This is a genomic window from Sinorhizobium sp. NFACC03 (genome assembly GCF_900103435.1).
Lineage (GTDB): Bacteria > Pseudomonadota > Alphaproteobacteria > Rhizobiales > Rhizobiaceae > Ensifer.
The window spans coordinates 51427-67622 of the sequence record NZ_FMXF01000032.1 but is presented as its reverse complement, the minus strand read 5'-3'; the positions used below and the strand labels follow the sequence as shown (position 1 = coordinate 67622).

Genomic DNA, 16196 nt, shown 5'->3' with positions numbered 1-16196 from the left:
CTTTAGCATCGACGAAGACCTGCGCGTCATCCGCGCGGTGCGCGAGGCGATCGGCGACGAGATGCGGCTGATGATCGATGCCAACCATGGCTACACCGTCACCGAGGCGATCCGCCTTGGCAAGGCGGCGGCGGACTACGATATCGACTGGTTCGAGGAGCCAGTGGTGCCGGAACAGCTTTCGGCCTATCGCGAGGTCAGGGCCGGGCAGCCCATCCCGGTTGCAGGCGGCGAGACGTGGCACGCCCGTTACGGAATGTGGCCCGCGATCGAGAGCCGCGCCGTCGACATCCTGCAGCCGGATCTCTGCGGCTGCGGTGGGTTCTCCGAGATGGCGAAGATTGCAAGTCTTGCGACGTTGCATGGCGTTCGCATCGTGCCGCATGTCTGGGGTACCGGCGTGCATCTTGCCGCTGCGCTACAGTTCATGGCGGCGATGACGCCGGACCCGGTGCGGGTGAACCCGATCGAGCCGATCATGGAGTTCGACCGGACGGAGAATCCCTTCCGCCAGGCGGTGCTGAAGACGCCGATCGAGGCCGTGAATGGTGTCGTTGCCATCCCGGACGCGCCCGGTCTCGGCATAGAGATCGATCGCGGTGTGCTCGCCCTGTTCAAGATGCCCGAGGCTTGAGATGATCGAGCGCACCCTCTCCGGCCGTCCTCCTGAACCCCGTCTGCCGAAGGGTACAGTCGATGCCCAAATGCACATGTATCTGCCGGGGTTTCCGTCGCTTCCCGGCGGTCCGCCTCTACCGCCTGAACCGTTGCCGGACGTCACGGCCTATCGCGGGCTCATGGATTGGCTCGGTATCGACAGGGTGATCATCACCCAGGGCAATGCCCACCAGCGGGACAACGCCAACACGCTTGCCTCTGTCGCCGCAATGGGCGCCGCCGCGCGGGCCGTCGTCGTCATGGACGAAACCACGTCCGATGCGGACATGCGCGCGCTGAGCGCATCCGGCGCCGTCGGCGCACGCATCATGGATCTGCCCGGTGGCGCGGTGGGGCTCGATGCACTGGAAGCGGTCGACGCGCGTGCACATGCGGCGGATTGGATGATCGCCGTGCAGTTCGATGGCAATAGGATTCTCGACCACCTGCCGCGGCTGGAGCGCATCCGTTCGCGCTGGGTGCTCGATCACCACGGCAAGTTCTTCGCCGGCGTCGACCCGGATGGGCCGGAGATTGCAGCACTTCTGAAGCTGATCGATCGGGGCAATGTCTGGTTCAAGTTCGCGGGCGTCTACGAGAGTTCGAGAGCGGGATGGCCCTACGCGGATGTGGCCGCCTTCTCGCGCAGGATCGCGGACCATGCCCCGGAACGCATCATCTGGGGCTCGAACTGGCCGCACAACATGATCCGGAAAACGGAAGACTATCCCGATGACGCGCGGCTTGCCGAACTGGTGCTCGGCTGGCTTGCCAACGACCGGGCAAAGCATCTGGCCCTCGTTGAGAACCCGGAACACCTGTTCAAGCTGCCGCCTTTCGCGGCGGCGTGACTTCGACCCGCGGCGGGAGCCGGGAGGCTCCCTGTCGGGTCCAAGGACATGAGATTTCGCATGCCGGCCCGGACGGGCAGCAACTCGACCTTGGGAGAGGCCGAAGCACAATTAGTGGAGGAGGAAATGATGAAGAAAATTGCAGGCATGCTTTGCGTCGCAATGGGGCTGGCGTTTGCCGGCACAGCGGCGCAGGCGCAGGAAATCACGCTGCGCTCGGCGGACATCCACCCGGACGGCTATCCGACGGTTGAGGCCGTGAAGTACATGGGACAGCTGCTGTCCGAGCGCAGCAACGGCCGGATCAAGATCGAGGTCATGAACAACGGCGTGCTCGGTGGCGAGAAGGACACGATCGAGCAGACCCGCTTCGGCGTCATCGACATGAACCGGGTCAATGCGGCGCCCTTCAACAACCTCGTCAAGGAGACGATGGTCCTTGGCATGCCATTCCTGTTCCGCTCGACCGAGCACATGCACAAGACGGTCGACGGCCTGATCGGCGAGGAGGTTCTCGCCGCTTTCGAGCCGCACGGTCTGATCGGTCTCGCCTTCTACGATTCCGGCGCCCGTTCCTTCTACACGACCAAAAAACCGATCGAGAAATTGGCCGATCTCAAGGGGCTGAAGATCCGCGTGCAGCAGTCCGACCTCTGGATCGCGATGATGCAGGCCTTCGGCGCCAACCCGACGCCGATGCCGATGGGCGAGGTCTATTCGTCGCTTGAAACCGGTGTCGTCGACGGTGCCGAGAACAATTGGCCGTCCTACGAGTCCGCCCGTCATTTCGAGGTGGCCAAGAACTACTCGCTCACCGAACATTCTCTCAATCCGGAAATCCTGGTGATTTCCAAGATGAGCTGGGACAAGCTCTCCGCCGATGACCAGGGCCTGATCCGCCAGGCGGCAAAGGATTCCGTCGGCAAGATGCGCGAATTGTGGAGCGCGCGCGAAAAAGTCTCGGAAGAGAAGGTCCGCGCCGCCGGTGCAAACGTCATCAAGGTCAACAAGGAAGAGTTCGCCGCCGCCATGGGGCCGGTCTACGACCAGTTCGTCAGCGACCCGAAGCTCAAGGACCTTCTCGAGCGGGTGAAGGCGGTCAAGTGACAGCAGACGAAGGGCCGGCTCCGAGAATGGAGCCGGCTTTCGCAACTGTCCATTGATCGCTTTTGCGGAGGAGGAAGAGACATGCGTCGTTTCATGCGGGCGATGCGCCCGGTTCTCGGAGCGCTAAGCCGCGCGTCGCTCTATATCGCCGGCACCGGCATGGTCGCTATGACGTTGATCGTCGGCTGGCAGGTCTTTGCCCGCTACGTCTTGAACGACTCGCCAAGCTGGTCTGAACCCTTGGCCCTTCATCTCATGGCCTGGTTCATCATGCTCGGTGCCGCCGTCGGCGTGCGCGAAAGTGTGCATCTCGGGCTCGATGTCATCCGTCATGTGATGAAGCCTTCAGTGCAAATGGCCATGGACCTGACGAGCCTTGGCCTGATCGTCATCTTCGGCGCTTCCATGGCCTATTACGGCCTGCTTCTTTGCGTCGGCACTTGGACGGCCACCATTCCCGTTCTCGGCTGGCCGGGAGGGGTCGACTTTTTTCCGCTCATTGTCGGCGGTGTGATGATTGCCCTGTTTGCCGCCGAGCGTTTGATCGATCTGGTTCTGGGTGTCGATGTCGCCGCAGATGTCGTCGTGCAGGAGATGGCCTGAATGGCTTACACTATCCTCTTCGGGGTCTTCACCCTCTTGATGTTCATCGGCACGCCGATCGCGTTTTGCCTCGGCATCGCCTCGTTCGCCACCGTTCTCTATCTCGGCCTGCCGCCGGTGGTGGTGTTCCAGCAGTTGAATTCCGGCATGAACATCTTCGCCATGATGGCGATCCCGTTCTTCATCTTTGCCGGCGACCTCATGGTGCGCGGTGGCATAGCCAACCGGCTGATCCAGTTTGCCGCCGGCCTCGTCGGGCACCTTCGCGGTGGTCTCGGCCAGGTCAACATCGTCGCTTCGACACTCTTCGGCGGCATCTCCGGCTCGGCAGTGGCGGATGCCTCGGCAGTCGGTGGCCTGATGATCCCGCAAATGGCAAAGCGCGGCTATGACCGCGACTATGCCGTCAACGTCACGGTCAATGCGGCGATCATCGCGCTGATGGTGCCGCCGTCGCACAACATGATCCTTTATTCGATCGCCGCCGGCGGCAACGTCTCCGTCGCCGATCTCTTTACCGCCGGCATCATTCCCGGCCTGCTGCTTGCGCTTTCGCTGATGGTGACGGCCTATATCGTTGCAAGGCGCAGAGGTTATCCGGCCGAGCCGTTTCCGGGATTTTCCAAGGTCTTCTATTACCTGCTCGCCTCGTTCCCCGGTATCGTGCTGATCGGAATCATTTTCGGCGGCGTACGCTCCGGTGTCTTCACCGCCACCGAGAGCTCTTGCATCGCCGTGCTCTATGCTTTCCTCGTCGCCATGCTGGTTTACCGCGAGCTGGATTGGACGGGTTTCGTCGAGGCGGTGATGGGGGCGGTGCGCACCACCGCCATGGTGCTTCTGGTCATCGGCATGGCGGCGTCCTTCGGCTGGCTAATGGCGTTCCTGCAGGTGCAGGCGCTGATGATCAGCGCGATCAGCGCGATCTCGGAAAACCCGATCATCGTGCTGCTTGTCATCAACATCATCCTGCTGTTCCTTGGCACCTTCATGGACATGGCGCCGATGGTGATCATCTGCACGCCGGTGCTCCTGCCGGTGGTGAAGGCCTTCGGCATCGATCCGGTGCATTTCGGCGTGGTGATGATCCTCAACGCCGGCATCGGGCTCAACACGCCACCGGTCGGCACGGTGCTGTTCGTCGGCTGTGCCGTTGGCGGGATTTCCATTCGCGAGGCGATGCGCACTATCTGGCCGTTCTTCGGCGCCAGCATCGCGGTGCTGATGGCGGTCACCTACATCCCGGCCCTGTCGCTCTGGCTGCCGTCGGTCTTCAAGTGAGTTGACGGTCTCGATGCTTTCGGGCTCGGCATCACTGCCGGCCCGGTCTACCCCCGCGATGGGTCGGCTATTCGTTCCTGTTGGCAGCGATGCATTGCCGCTCCAAGCGTTTCAGGAAAACGCTGATCTCCTTTGCCGCCTGCAGATCGCCCTTCCGTTCGGCGACGACGCGACCTTCGCGCCAAACCTGGATCGCCTCTTCGAACCGGGCGAGCTTGTGCAAGATGGCACCCCGCAGTTTCCAAGCTGCCGAGTAATCCGGGTCGAAGGCGATCGCCCGCTCGACATGGGCAAGGGCGGTTTCGAAATCCGCCTCCTGAAGGCAGATGCTGCCGAGCGTGAAGCGCAGCAGGGCGTCATCCTTGCCGTCTTGTAAGAGCTTTTCGAGCACTTGCCGCATTGCTGGCGTTCCTCCTACGCGATCGCCGATTCAGGCCGCAGGCCTGGTTGGGGCGGGGGTCGCATGTCCGTTGCCCGGCGGCGCCGGCAACGATCTTGTCCTGTCGAGAGACTGATATCGCCGGCGGCTCCAGATCAAGGGGTCGGCATGGGTGGAAGTCTCGGTTGCGACAATTGTTCCGACGAACAGCGTGTGGTCCCCGACCTGCATCGAAGCGCTGAGCACGCAGTCGAGCGCAGCGGCGGCCCCGAGAAGCCTTGGCCGTCCGCTCGGCCAGTCGGCCCAGATGCCGACGAGGTAACGCTTGGACGCTTCGATCTTGCCGGCGAAGGCGTCCGCGATCAGTTCCTGCCCCTCAGCCAGCATGGCCAGCGAGAAACCCTCTTCAGCGGCGATCAATGTGGCGAGCGGACTGTCCGCCTTGATCGAAATGACGATTGATGGCGGGTTGGCGGAGAGCGAGAAAGTGGCGGTCACGGTCCGGCCGAGACTATCGGCGCCCCTACCGGAGCTTGCCACGCAGACGGTAGCGGCGAGATGCGACAGGGTGTCGGCGAACTCCGGTTTCGACACGGCCAGGTCGGCGTGGGCGTCGATATCGACGGAGAGCGAATATGTCTGGCGCATGGGTCTTGTTCCAACTGAGGTAGCCCGTGGCGGCGGGAGACGCCACGGGGTTTGCGAACGCCCAGGCGCAGGCGGGGGCGAGAGGGCCGGCGCAGATTCTCTGACCACCCGATCCGCGCGCCGGTTCCGGCTCGCGGTGCTCATCGGCTGGTCAGGCGGACTTCAATTCCGCTTCGGCAAACTCGTAGTTGGCGAGCTTGTCGAGGAAGTTCGAGGTGTAGTCCGGTCGGCGGTTGCGGTAGTCGATGTAATAGGCATGTTCCCAGACATCGAGGCCAAGCAGGGCCGTGCCTTCGTTGGTGGCGACCGGATTGGAGCCGTTGGCGGTCTTCGTCACCTTGAGCTTGCCGTCAGGGCCGAGTACGAGCCAGGCCCAGCCGGAGCCGAACTGGCCGGTGGCGGCGGCCTTGAAGACATCCTTGAAGCCTTGAACGCTGCCGAAGTCTTCGGTGATCTTCTTTTCGAGCGCGCCTGGGATCTGGCCACCCTTGGGCGAAAGGTTTTTCCAGAAGAGGATATGGTTCCAGTGTTGGCCGGCATTGTTGAAGACCGGCACCAGTTCCGCCTTGCCGTGGCTGAGACGAATGATCTCCTCGAGCGACAGGCCGGCAAGCGATGCGTCCTTCTCGACGAAGCCGTTCAGCGCCGTGACATAGGCCTGGTGGTGCTTGCCGTGGTGGAATTCGATCGTCTCGGCGCTCATGCCGTTTTCAGCGAGTGCTGCGGGTGCATAGGGAAGGGCGGGAAGTTCGAAGGCCATGGTCAATTCCTTTGCGGGCGGGACACTCTCGACGGATCACTTGTCTGCGAATGGATGAGGGTGTATTTAGCAAGACAATTCTTTGTAAATCTGCGCGCGGGAATATGTCAAGCGATCACTTGTTAAATCCGGAGCAAAGCAGCGGCCGCACGCCCGGAGAGCGCATCATGCTGGCGCTCAAGCTGCATGGCCCGCAGACGGCGGCGGCACTCGGCAAGCGCCTGACCATTACCGGTGAGGCCGTGCGCCAGCAGCTTGTCCGCCTAGCTGAAGAGGGTTTCGTCCTATCCTGGTCGGAGGCGAAAGGCGTCGGTCGTCCGTCGCAATTCTGGGGGCTGACCGCACTTGGACATGCTGAGTTTCCCGACACGCATGCGGAGCTGACCGTCCACCTGTTGAGGACGATCCGGCAGACGCTCGGCGAGGCGGCGATCGATCGGCTGATCGCGGCACGGGAGAATGAGACGCGGGAGAACTACAGCGCGGCGATGAGTGACAAGAAGAGCCTGCGCGAGCGGGTGGACGAACTGGTGCGGTTGCGGTCGCAGGAGGGCTACATGGCGGCCTACGAGGATCCCGGCGACGGAACGCTTCTGTTTGTCGAGAACCATTGTCCGATCTGCGCCGCTGCGACGAGCTGCCAGGGCTTCTGTCGGGCGGAGTTGAGCGTGTTCCGCGCAGTGCTTGGCCCCGGGGTCGAGGTCGAGCGCGCCGAGCACATCCTCGCCGGCGCCCGCCGCTGCGCCTATGTCGTCAGGATCGTCGATCAAGCCGCCTGATCTGCCTTGGTAAGGCGTGGCGCCGCGCCCGATTGAGTACGGGCGAGGCGCCGGTCCTGATCCTGTCAGCGCGCGCCCATGCGCAGCGCGCCGTCGAGGCGGATGACTTCGCCATTCAGCATGCGGTTCTCGCAGATGTGCTGCACGAGAGCCGCGAACTCCTCGGGTTTGCCGAGGCGCTGCGGGAAGGGCACGCTCTTGCCGAGCGAATCCTGCACCTCCTGCGGCATACCGGCCATCATCGGCGTTTCGAAGATGCCCGGCGCAATGGCGACCACACGGATGCCATAGCGCGCAAGCTCGCGAGCGATCGGCAACGTCATCGAAACGACGCCGCCCTTGGATGCGGCATAGGCGGCTTGGCCGATCTGGCCGTCGAACGCGGCAACCGATGCGGTGTTGACGATCACGCCCCGTTCGCCGTCCTCGCCCGGCTCCTCCCGCTGGATTGCCTCGGAAGCAAGCCTCAGCATGTTGAAGGTGCCGATGAGGTTGATGCCGACCGCGCGCGAAAAGCTTTCGAGGCGATGCGGGCCGTCGCGGCCGAGCACCTTTTCACCCGGCGCGATGCCGGCACAGTTCACCAACCCGTGGAGATGGCCGAAACGATCCAGAGCTGCTGCAACGGCGGCGGCGCCATCCGCTTCGTTGGTGACATCCGTCTTCTGGAAGAGGGCGTTGCTGCCAAGTTCCTCGGCCATTTTCTGGCCGGCCTCGGCGTTGACGTCGGCAAGAACCACACGGGCACCCTCGCCATGCAGCCGCCGCGCGACGGCTGCGCCGAGGCCCGAACCGCCACCGGTCACGATAAAGACTTTTCCATCGATCAGCATCTGAGGCTCCTCCCGTACCGGATCGTGTCGTTCGTGCATGTTTCCTTTAATCGTGCCCGATCAAAGGGCAAAAACATGCAGCACGTCAAAGTGCTACAGCGACCTTAGCGCGTCTAACGAGACGCGCGGCGCTGTAGGACATGGACATAGCCTTGCCGAGGCATGAAGCCAAGGGTGGTGGGTGCGGCGATGCGTCCATTCCCGATCCGCGTCACCGCCTCCTTTCCGCAAACCGCTCTAGAAGTTCGCCACCAGATGCGGTTCGCGCTCGGGTCCAAAGCGGGGCTGGACGCCGAGGAAGGAACCGGCGCGACTGATAATCTCTCTGACGACGGGCGCCGCCGTGTGCGCTGCCTGGCGGCCACCTCTCTCGCCCGTCAGCGGTGCATCGACGATCGAAAGGACGATGTAGCGCGGGTTGTTCATGGGAAAGCCGGCGAGAAACGCGTTGAAGTTGAGGTTTGTGGCGTATCGGCCGTTGATGACCTTGTCCGCAGTGCCCGTCTTTCCTCCAACATGGAAGCCGGGCACCTGGGCGTGGCGGCCGGAGCCCAGCTGGCCGTTGCGGTTGTAAAGGTAGCGCATGTCGGCGCTCGTCGTCGGCTGCAGGACTTGCTGAGCCTGTGCCTTCGCCGTCTCGGAGGATCGCGGAAGGAACGTCGGAGAGATCAGGGTGCCGCCGTTCAGCAGAGCGGCCGCGGCGACCGCGGTTTGCAGCGGCGTGGTCGCAACGCCGTGTCCGAAGGATATGGTCACCGAATTGATCTTCTTCCAGCTCCGGGGCTGCGTGGGCGTTGCCACGCCCGGCAGCTCGGTCTCCATCCTGGAAAGGAGCCCAAGCCTGGTGAGAAAGGCCTGATGTCCCTCGATGCCAACCATATCGGCGACCGCGGCGGTTCCGATATTGGATGAATACTGAAAGACCTCGGGAATGGTGAGGGGGCGATACTTGCCGCGAAAATCCTTGATGGTGAAGCCGCCCATGCGGATGGGGCGCGATGCATCGACCACGGAGTTGAGGCTGATCTTGCCGGCGTCCAGTCCCATCGCCAGGGTGAAGCTTTTGAATGTCGAGCCCATCTCGAACGTCGCATTGCTCATCCGGTTGAACCAGCCCTTTTCGTATTCCTTGTCGATATTGCCATCCGGCAGCGTGCGTGAAGGCTGGTTCGGATCGTAGTCGGGCACCGAAGCCATCGCGATGACTTCTCCCGTCTCCACATCCAAGACCACGGCACCGGCGGCTTCCGCCTGGTAGTCGATCATGGCGCGTGCAACCGCTTCTCGAACGATGCTCTGAACGCGAAGGTCGATCGAGAGCTTGACCGGCTCGAGCGGGGTGTTGCCGGTCAATCCCGCCGCCCGGAGATCGGCAAGTCCTTGCTGATCGATGTAGCGCTCCATGCCCTGCAGGCCCTGATTGTCGACGTTGACATGCCCGAGGATATGCGAGGCCGTCGATCCGCCCGGATAAAAGCGCCGCTTTTCCGGCCGGAAGCCGATGCCGGGAATGCCGAGTGCCAATATGTCCGCCTGTTGGCGCGGCGTGAGCTGTCGCCGCAACCACTGGAAGGCGGTGCCGGATCGAAGCTTCCGGTGCGTATCGCGCCAATCGAGATTGGGAATGACGGTCGCGAGCTTCTCGACGACTTCGTCCGCATCGACGATCTTTCGTGGCTCGGCATAGAGCGACACCATGTTGACGTCGGTCGCCAGCAGTTCCCCATGCCGATCGACGATGTCAGGGCGGGAGGCCACAGCGTGGCTGGTGTCGTTGATCCACGCCGTCTCGACAGGTCTTTCCAGTCCGTACTGGACCAGTCGCCCCATGATGACCAGGAAGATCAGGGCAAAGCCGGCGATGATGATGCCAAGCCGTTGCCTTGCCTGCGTTCTCCGGCCCAAGGTGATGCCGACGACCGCTCCGCTTTTGCCACTGACGTTTCGTTTCAGGGAAAAATGTGCCCGGCTTTTCAGCCGGACGGCGAGAGAGATCAATGTCATTCCGAACGCATCCAGATCTAAGCCACCCGAAGCCATGGGATCGGTCTGCCAGCCGGCACACCGAAGAAGGCTCTCGGACGGAAATTAAAAGAGGATAGGCTTTGCCTGTGCGGCTAAAATTGTTCGGTATGTCCTAACAACCTATTAACTCTTGCGCGTTCTGGTTGTTGATCCACAGGCAATCGACGGAGAACCGCGTGGAGACCGGATCAACGGCGGGAGGAAGAGGGCCTCCGCGTCTCTACGGCGTAGAAGGCGCGAGGTTGAACTAGCGCTGCGCGATCGGCGATATCTCGATGATCTTGATGCCGACGGCGTTGCTGGATTCGTCATAGACGATCTCTCCTCTGCCGATGACCATGCCGTTGACCTTGAGTTCGACCGGATCGCCGAAATCGCGGTCGAGATGGATCGTATCATCAGGATGGAGTTTCGAAATCTGAGAGACCGTCAGCCTGGCGCGACCGATGACCGCCTCGATCGCCAGGGGGATGCCCTGGACCGCCCGTTCGCTCATCACCGAGCGGCTCTCGAGCTCAGGTCTCTCATCGAGCTCGACCAACTCATCCTGTAGCTTCCTGTTAATCATTCTGCACCATCCAAAGCACTGATTCACGACTCTTTAACAAAGAGTTGCGCCAGTTCGCCCTGGGTGGCAACCGTGGCTAAATGGGGGTTCTTCCTGCCTCGCAAGGGAGCGTTAACAAACAGTTAACATCCACAACGCGCGCAAAGCAGAAGGCCTCAAAGCGTCACCGCATTCCAGTTTCCGTCTCGTTTTTGGAAACCGATCATACGACGGCCGTTCGGCAACTTGTCGCCGAGTCGCACGACATAGACGTAGCCCTCGTACACCATCAGACCCTGATCACCGTTGCTGTAGAGGATCTCGAAGCTCGGCTGGTTCGGGGAAGCGCCTGCACCTGTCGGAGTCCCTGACGGATCGATCGCCGCCACTTCCGTGGGGACGTTTTGGGGACCAACGACATAGTATAGCGACGACGCAAGGGCGGCGGCGCAGAGCAGGGCGCCGACCAGCGATGGCACCAGGCGCAGCTTGAAACGTTTTGGCGTCGGCTGAGGTGTTGCAACACTCAAGTTCGTTTTCCCGATTCGATCAAATACTGCTATCGGAACCGTTCTCACGCGGCATTACCCGGCATCCATCTACAGATATGCTGTCGGTGGGCGTCCGGATCCGCTTTGTGGAGCCGTTCTCTGCTCTAATCCAAAGAGGTCACGACCTCTCAGAATCAACAGCATGCCCATTCGCCGATATCAGGGACATATGGTCCTGGTCGTTTCCACACCTTTTGAGTGTCTGCAATATCGGCCCCACTTCGCCTTCAAGTAGGGCCGATACGGTGCCTTGCCTAGACTAGGGGATATCGACCCGCCGCCTCTAGGCTGCTTCGCGCTTGCCGGTTTGGAGGAGCCGCAGCCATGGGGTCAGGTGGAAGACGCTCATCAAGATGTACATCACGGTCATCCCGCCGATTTGCAGTCCCTGCTCGCCGGCACATAACATCTGCCCGACGTCGGCGCCCCATGCGCCGGTCGAAATCGCCATGAGCGCGAAGGTCGGCGACGCTGCGAGGGCGAGCCCATCGGCCGCCCTCCGTGCTGCCGTCCGGTGAAGCTCCCGCGCGCCCGTAGAGAGGCTCGCGCTCATCACACAGAGCTCGCGTCCTGGTTTCGCATCGCTGCCTCGCCGGCGTCCGAGACCTCGACCCAGCGCCGATCGGGAGCGGCGCCTTCGACATAGCTGTCGTTCCAGTTCCACCACTTGTAGGTCGGCGTCTGGGGATAGCCTTCGGGGGAGTCTTCCCAGACCTCCTGTCGGCCGAGCGGCGTGATGTCGAGATAGTTCCAGGTGCCGCCCATCTGCTCATCACCGCGGTTGTTGATGAAGTAGGTACGGAACAGCCGATCGCCGTCGCGGAAGAACACGTTGTGGCCGTGCCACTCGTCGACGCCGAAATCGAGGTCGAAGCTGTCGGTGATGGTGTACCACGGCATCGTCCAGCCCATGCGCGCCTTCAGCCTGGCAATATCGGCCTGCGGCGCCCGCGAAGCGAAGACCAGAGTGGTGTCACGGGCGTTGAGATGGGCAAGGTGGGCAACCTGGTCGGCGACCATGGAGCAGCCGCGGCAGGCGTGCTCGGGCCAGCCATAGACGCCCGGCTCGTAGAAGGCGCGGTAGACGATCAACTGATGCCGGCCGGCAAAGAGGTCAAGCAAGCTTTCCTTGCCCTCGGGGCCCTCGAAGACATATTCCTTCGTGACCGCCATCCACGGCATGCGCCGGCGCTCTGCAGCAAGCGCATCGCGAGCATGCGTGTGTGCCTTTTCCCTGACGAGCAGGTTCTGTCGCGCTTCTTCCCAGGCCTGTTGTGAGACCACCTGCGGCTTCTGCATGGTGGGCTGGTCGGTTGCATTCTCGACTGTCTTGGTCATGGCTTTCAATCTCCTCGTTTTAGACGAAGCCTGCGTCGCACGGCCGAGAGCGCCGGGATGCAGGTCATCGCGCCGTCATCGAGAGTAGTTTGGCACCGTGGATCAAATGGCGGGAGTAACAACTGTGACGGTATTCATTCGGGCGGCGCGATGGGGGCGTGTGGGCCGGCGACCTTTCCGTCCTAGAGCCCGGCCAGCCGGATCTCGCCGGCGAAGAAATCGGCAAAGGCCCTTACCTTCGGCAGCAGCAATCGATTGGTTGGATAGACGATATAGATGCCGCGCTCAGCAAGTTTGTGTTGCGGCAGGATCCGCACGAGCTTGCCTTGGGCCAGGAGCGGGTTGGCGATGAAGGATGGCAGGGCGCCGATACCGATGCCGGCCTGGATCATCTCGCACAGCATCAGGCTGTTGTCGACGACGAAGCGTGCCGGCAGTTCGATGCTCGCCGTGCCGTCGGGACCTTCCATGATCCAGCTTCCCGGCTGGTCGGCGAGCCGGTAGCTGAGGCAATCGTGGTTCTTGAGCTCGCTCACGCTTGCCGGCGTACCCCTGGCCGACAGATAGGTGGGCGCGGCGCAGATGATTTGTTCGACCTCGCCGAGCCGCTTGGCAATCAGCGATGAATCCGCAAGTGCTGTGCGCACGCGGATCGAGACGTCGAACCCCTCCGAGACGACGTCGAGCACATGATCGTCGAGCGTCATGTCGACCTTCAACTGCGGATGCAGCGCCATGAAGCGGGCGAGCATCGGCGCAAGGACCGTGAGCCCGAAGGAGAGGGGGGCGTTGATCCGCAGCCGGCCATTGATCTCTCCGGCCTCGCCCGATGTCGAACGCTCCAACTGGTCGAGTTCGTCGAGGAGCCTGCAGCACTCGGCGAAGTAACCACGCCCGGTCTCTGAGAGGCTCATGCGCCGGGTGGTGCGCAGAATGAGCACGGTGCCGAGGCGTTGCTCGAGCTGCCGGATCTGCTTGCTGATCGACGCATTCGATTGTCTGAGCTCTTCGGCCGCCCTGTTGAAGCTTTGAAGCTCGACGACGCGCCGAAACGCCCGCATGGCCGCCAGCAGATCCATAATTTCTCCAGAGTAAAATATCTATTCTCCTTATCGCTGATTATTCGCGATGCCGCCAGCAATACGGTGAGCTCAGCTTCCTGATGTTCAGGCAAATGCAGAAAAGGAGTTCACCATGTTCAACACCGCAACGTTCAGCCGCACAGTGGCGGTCTCTCTCGTGGCCGTATTGCTGGGGAGCGCGGCCTTCGCGCAGGACGTCGGCAAGAGCCCCTGGGGGCCGAAGGACGAGATCGGGCGCCTCAACCTGATTACGCCCGCTTCGCGGGCTGCGATCCTGTCGCGCATCGAGGGTGCCAAGTCCTACGACCTCGCGGTGGAGTATTTCATCGGCATGCCAAGCTGGGAGGCGGCCGGCGACCCGCCATACCAGATGTGGATGACCCACACGCCGCACGGCACAACGGTTTCTGACCCGATGAAGGTCGGCAAGGAGATGAACCAGCACGTCAGTTACACCGGTTCGGCCGTTTCGATGTACGCGCATATGGGCACGCATATCGATGCGCTGAACCACTTCGGCCTGAACGGCAAGATATGGAACGGTTATGCGGCAGTCGATCACCTCGGAGACCAGGGCTGGACCGTCACCGGCGCGGAGAAACTTCCGCCGATCGTTGCGCGCGGCGTCCTGATCGATGTCGCGGCGGCGAAGGGCATGCAGATGCTGCCGGAGAACTACCGCATCACCCGCAAGGACCTGCAGGAGGCGCTCGACAGCCAGGGCGTCAAGCTCCAGGAAGGCGACGTGGCGCTGATCCGCACGGGGCGCATGCAGCACTACGAAGACAAGTCCGCTTATATGAGCAACCCGCCCGGGCTGAGCATCGATGCGGCGAAGTTCCTGGTCGAAGATGGCGGCGCCATGGCCGTCGGTGCCGACAACCTGAGCTTCGAAGCGTTTCCGGCAGAAACCGAAAACAACTACATCCCGGTTCACACCTATCTGCTGGCCCAACAGGGCGCGCCGATCATCGAGCTCATCAATCTCGAAGAGTTGTCGAAGGACCGGATCTACGAGTTCGCCTTCGTCGGCGCATCCCTCAAGTTCCGCGGGGCCGATGCCGCACCGATCCGTCCTGTCGCCTTCCCGCTGCGTTAGCCTTTCCAGAATGCTCTTGCTTGAGAGGAAGAGCCAGCCGAACGATCAAACGACGAAGACGCCGCGGCAACTCCGCGGCGCCTTCGCTCTGTCATCGCGCGATCTGAAAACAGGGCCTGTCTCACCGATTGGTAAACGCCCGCGCGCTTTCTGCGCCGCCATCAATCGATGGCGGCGGGTATCTCCGTTTCGACGCGGCCGCGCAGCGGCTTTTCCGGCATCAGATGGAACATCGCGAGCGATAGCACCATCGCCGCGGTGCAAGCGGCGAAAATATAGGCGAATGGCAGTGCCGAGGCGGTCGTGGCACTGATCGCCTGAATGGCTTCACCACCCAGCGGTAGGCCATTGCCGAGCGCGATCGCGCCGAGGATCGCGACACCAAGGGCGCCGCCGAGCGATCGCAGGAAGGTCAGGACGCCGGTCGCCACGCCGAGATGCGCCTGGTCGACGGCGTTTTGCACGGAAATGGTCGCGACCGGAAACGTCATGCCGGAGCCGAAGCCCGCGCCCGAGGTCAATAGCACCAGCACCGATAGGGTTGTTCGCCCGGCGAGAGCGGCGAGCGCCGCCAGGCAGAGAAAGCTGAGGATGCTGCCGACGAGTGCCATTCGCTTGTAGTGGACGAGGCGCGGTATCGTCCGCGCGCTGGTCGTTGCTCCGAACACGGTGCCAAGCAACAGGCCGAGCATGATCAGCCCCGAGCCACCGGCGGAGAGGCCATGGAACGATTGCGCGTAGACCGGGAGGTAGACCGAAAGGCCGACATTGGCGCCCTGCGCCAGAAACATCGCCAGGGTTCCATAGCGCACGATCGGATTGCTGAGCACTTCGAGCGAAATCAGAGGCTCGGTCACGCGCCGAAGGCGCAAGGCGAACGCGCCCCAAAGAAGCGCCGAACAGCCGAGCAAACCCGCAATCGCCGGCGAAAGCCATTCATAGCGGCTGCCGCCCCAATTCAGCGCCAGCAGCAGAAGCGCGGTCGCGGCGACGAGCAATGTGGCGCCCGCTCCATCGATCCGGTGCGCCCTGGTTATAACAGGCAGTTTCTTCAACGGATTGCTGATGATTGCCAGGGCCGCAAGGCCGAGCGGGATGTTGATCCAGAAAATCAATGACCAGTGGAGATGCTCGGCGAAGGTGCCACCCAGCAGCGGCCCGGCGATGCTTGCCACGGCCCATGTTCCGGAAATCCAAGCGGCATAGCGTGCGCGCTCGCGTGGTGGGACGAGGTCGCCGATCACCGTTTGCGAGAGGGCGAAGAGACCGCCGCCACCCAGGCCCTGGACCGCGCGGCCGATGATCAGCGTCAGCATGTTCGGCGCCAGCGCGCTTATCAGCGATCCCGCAAGGAAGATGATGACGGCGGCGAAGATCGTCGGACGCCGTCCGTGAATATCGGAGATCTTGCCATAAAGGGGAGCCATGGCCGTCGCGGTCAGGAGATAGGCCGTCACGACCCAGGGCAGATAGTCGCTGTGTCCGAGGGCCTTGCCGATCGTAGGCATGGCGGGTGCCACGATCGTCTGGTCGAGTGCGGCCAGAAGCATCGCGAGAAGGACTCCCCCGATGATGACGTTCTTCTCCGGCTCCGAAAGAGAGGGCGCCGTCGCGGTCGTTTCATTCGGGTGACGTATCTCATTCATGCAGGTGGTC

General features: G+C 62.4%; 18 protein-coding genes. 7 read left to right on the top strand and 11 right to left on the bottom strand.

Going from position 1 to position 16196, the window contains the following annotated elements:
• The 5 genes from BLU35_RS28625 to BLU35_RS28605 all read left to right on the top strand — a co-directional run.
• Window positions 1-634, top strand: a 634-nt coding sequence (locus tag BLU35_RS28625; RefSeq protein ID WP_143033013.1) for a mandelate racemase/muconate lactonizing enzyme family protein, incomplete at its 5' end; no start/stop codon positions are given.
• 1 nt (window position 635) lies between these two features.
• Window positions 636-1508: an amidohydrolase family protein gene (locus BLU35_RS28620; RefSeq protein WP_286161659.1), complete on the top strand. Its 873-nt coding sequence runs from the start codon at window positions 636-638 to the stop codon at window positions 1506-1508.
• A gap of 129 nt (window positions 1509-1637) precedes the next feature.
• The gene (locus BLU35_RS28615; RefSeq protein ID WP_093235529.1) at window positions 1638-2615 is read left to right on the top strand and encodes a TRAP transporter substrate-binding protein; all 978 of its coding nucleotides are present in this window, start codon (window positions 1638-1640) and stop codon (window positions 2613-2615) included.
• Window positions 2616-2696: 81 nt separating this feature from the next.
• On the top strand, window positions 2697-3218 hold the full coding sequence (locus tag BLU35_RS28610) for a TRAP transporter small permease (protein ID WP_065376842.1): 522 nt from the start codon (window positions 2697-2699) through the stop codon (window positions 3216-3218).
• Window positions 3219-4499 carry a TRAP transporter large permease gene (locus BLU35_RS28605; RefSeq protein ID WP_058323221.1) on the top strand — a complete coding sequence of 427 codons (1281 nt, stop codon included), beginning with the start codon at window positions 3219-3221 and terminating at the stop codon, window positions 4497-4499.
• Window positions 4500-4566: 67 nt separating this feature from the next.
• On the opposite strand, the gene BLU35_RS28600 is transcribed toward BLU35_RS28605, so the two are convergent.
• From BLU35_RS28600 to BLU35_RS28590, 3 genes are all read right to left on the bottom strand, one after another.
• Window positions 4567-4899, bottom strand: a complete 333-nt coding sequence (locus tag BLU35_RS28600; RefSeq protein ID WP_093235521.1) for a tetratricopeptide repeat protein — start codon at window positions 4897-4899, stop codon at window positions 4567-4569.
• Between the two features lie 30 nt (window positions 4900-4929).
• Window positions 4930-5526: a flavin reductase family protein gene (locus BLU35_RS28595; RefSeq protein WP_093235519.1), complete on the bottom strand. Its 597-nt coding sequence runs from the start codon at window positions 5524-5526 to the stop codon at window positions 4930-4932.
• 151 nt (window positions 5527-5677) lie between these two features.
• On the bottom strand, window positions 5678-6286 hold the full coding sequence (locus BLU35_RS28590; protein ID WP_093235518.1) for a superoxide dismutase: 609 nt from the start codon (window positions 6284-6286) through the stop codon (window positions 5678-5680).
• Between the two features lie 167 nt (window positions 6287-6453).
• Here BLU35_RS28590 and BLU35_RS28585 point away from each other — a divergent pair, with 167 nt between their 5' ends.
• Complete coding sequence (locus BLU35_RS28585) at window positions 6454-7065, top strand: helix-turn-helix transcriptional regulator (protein WP_093235517.1); 612 nt, start codon at window positions 6454-6456, stop codon at window positions 7063-7065.
• 65 nt (window positions 7066-7130) lie between these two features.
• Here the strand turns inward: BLU35_RS28585 and BLU35_RS28580 are convergent, their stop codons facing one another.
• From BLU35_RS28580 to BLU35_RS28550, 7 genes are all read right to left on the bottom strand, one after another.
• Window positions 7131-7898: a 3-hydroxyacyl-CoA dehydrogenase gene (locus tag BLU35_RS28580; RefSeq protein WP_058328347.1), complete on the bottom strand. Its 768-nt coding sequence runs from the start codon at window positions 7896-7898 to the stop codon at window positions 7131-7133.
• 237 nt (window positions 7899-8135) lie between these two features.
• Window positions 8136-9902, bottom strand: a complete 1767-nt coding sequence (locus BLU35_RS28575; RefSeq protein WP_176907475.1) for a peptidoglycan D,D-transpeptidase FtsI family protein — start codon at window positions 9900-9902, stop codon at window positions 8136-8138.
• 268 nt (window positions 9903-10170) lie between these two features.
• Window positions 10171-10491, bottom strand: a complete 321-nt coding sequence (locus BLU35_RS28570) for a FliM/FliN family flagellar motor switch protein (RefSeq protein ID WP_093235515.1) — start codon at window positions 10489-10491, stop codon at window positions 10171-10173.
• A gap of 155 nt (window positions 10492-10646) precedes the next feature.
• Complete coding sequence (locus BLU35_RS28565; RefSeq protein ID WP_093235514.1) at window positions 10647-11000, bottom strand: hypothetical protein; 354 nt, start codon at window positions 10998-11000, stop codon at window positions 10647-10649.
• Between the two features lie 304 nt (window positions 11001-11304).
• Window positions 11305-11574 (bottom strand): hypothetical protein, encoded by a 270-nt coding sequence (locus BLU35_RS28560; RefSeq protein WP_093235513.1) that lies wholly within the window; start codon window positions 11572-11574, stop codon window positions 11305-11307.
• Window positions 11574-12359 carry a DUF899 domain-containing protein gene (locus tag BLU35_RS28555; protein ID WP_093235512.1) on the bottom strand — a complete coding sequence of 262 codons (786 nt, stop codon included), beginning with the start codon at window positions 12357-12359 and terminating at the stop codon, window positions 11574-11576. Before BLU35_RS28555 ends, BLU35_RS28560 begins: the two co-directional genes overlap by 1 nt.
• 182 nt (window positions 12360-12541) lie before the next feature.
• A complete protein-coding gene (locus BLU35_RS28550; RefSeq protein ID WP_093235511.1) occupies window positions 12542-13438 on the bottom strand; it encodes a LysR family transcriptional regulator in 897 nt (298 codons plus the stop codon).
• Between the two features lie 115 nt (window positions 13439-13553).
• On the opposite strand from BLU35_RS28550, the gene BLU35_RS28545 reads away from it, so the two are divergent.
• On the top strand, window positions 13554-14540 hold the full coding sequence (locus tag BLU35_RS28545) for a cyclase family protein (protein ID WP_093235510.1): 987 nt from the start codon (window positions 13554-13556) through the stop codon (window positions 14538-14540).
• Between the two features lie 161 nt (window positions 14541-14701).
• Here BLU35_RS28545 and BLU35_RS28540 read toward each other — a convergent pair whose 3' ends face one another.
• A complete protein-coding gene (locus tag BLU35_RS28540; RefSeq protein ID WP_093235508.1) occupies window positions 14702-16186 on the bottom strand; it encodes an MDR family MFS transporter in 1485 nt (494 codons plus the stop codon).
• Window positions 16187-16196: the final 10 nt, after the last annotated feature.

Bases quoted from the DNA above. Each gene is read 5' to 3' on its own strand.
- BLU35_RS28600 (WP_093235521.1), bottom strand. From the start codon at position 4,899: ATGCGGCAAGTGCTCGAAAAGCTCTTACAAGACGGCAAGGATGACGCC.
- BLU35_RS28560 (WP_093235513.1), bottom strand. From the start codon at position 11,574: ATGAGCGCGAGCCTCTCTACGGGCGCGCGGGAGCTTCACCGGACGGCA.
- BLU35_RS28580 (WP_058328347.1), bottom strand. From the start codon at position 7,898: ATGCTGATCGATGGAAAAGTCTTTATCGTGACCGGTGGCGGTTCGGGC.
- BLU35_RS28575 (WP_176907475.1), bottom strand. From the start codon at position 9,902: ATGACATTGATCTCTCTCGCCGTCCGGCTGAAAAGCCGGGCACATTTT.
- BLU35_RS28620 (WP_286161659.1), top strand. From the start codon at position 636: ATGATCGAGCGCACCCTCTCCGGCCGTCCTCCTGAACCCCGTCTGCCG.
- BLU35_RS28595 (WP_093235519.1), bottom strand. From the start codon at position 5,526: ATGCGCCAGACATATTCGCTCTCCGTCGATATCGACGCCCACGCCGAC.
- BLU35_RS28605 (WP_058323221.1), top strand. From the start codon at position 3,219: ATGGCTTACACTATCCTCTTCGGGGTCTTCACCCTCTTGATGTTCATC.
- BLU35_RS28550 (WP_093235511.1), bottom strand. From the start codon at position 13,438: ATGGATCTGCTGGCGGCCATGCGGGCGTTTCGGCGCGTCGTCGAGCTT.
- BLU35_RS28540 (WP_093235508.1), bottom strand. From the start codon at position 16,186: ATGAATGAGATACGTCACCCGAATGAAACGACCGCGACGGCGCCCTCT.
- BLU35_RS28555 (WP_093235512.1), bottom strand. From the start codon at position 12,359: ATGACCAAGACAGTCGAGAATGCAACCGACCAGCCCACCATGCAGAAG.
- BLU35_RS28590 (WP_093235518.1), bottom strand. From the start codon at position 6,286: ATGGCCTTCGAACTTCCCGCCCTTCCCTATGCACCCGCAGCACTCGCT.
- BLU35_RS28615 (WP_093235529.1), top strand. From the start codon at position 1,638: ATGAAGAAAATTGCAGGCATGCTTTGCGTCGCAATGGGGCTGGCGTTT.
- BLU35_RS28585 (WP_093235517.1), top strand. From the start codon at position 6,454: ATGCTGGCGCTCAAGCTGCATGGCCCGCAGACGGCGGCGGCACTCGGC.
- BLU35_RS28570 (WP_093235515.1), bottom strand. From the start codon at position 10,491: ATGATTAACAGGAAGCTACAGGATGAGTTGGTCGAGCTCGATGAGAGA.
- BLU35_RS28545 (WP_093235510.1), top strand. From the start codon at position 13,554: ATGTTCAACACCGCAACGTTCAGCCGCACAGTGGCGGTCTCTCTCGTG.
- BLU35_RS28610 (WP_065376842.1), top strand. From the start codon at position 2,697: ATGCGTCGTTTCATGCGGGCGATGCGCCCGGTTCTCGGAGCGCTAAGC.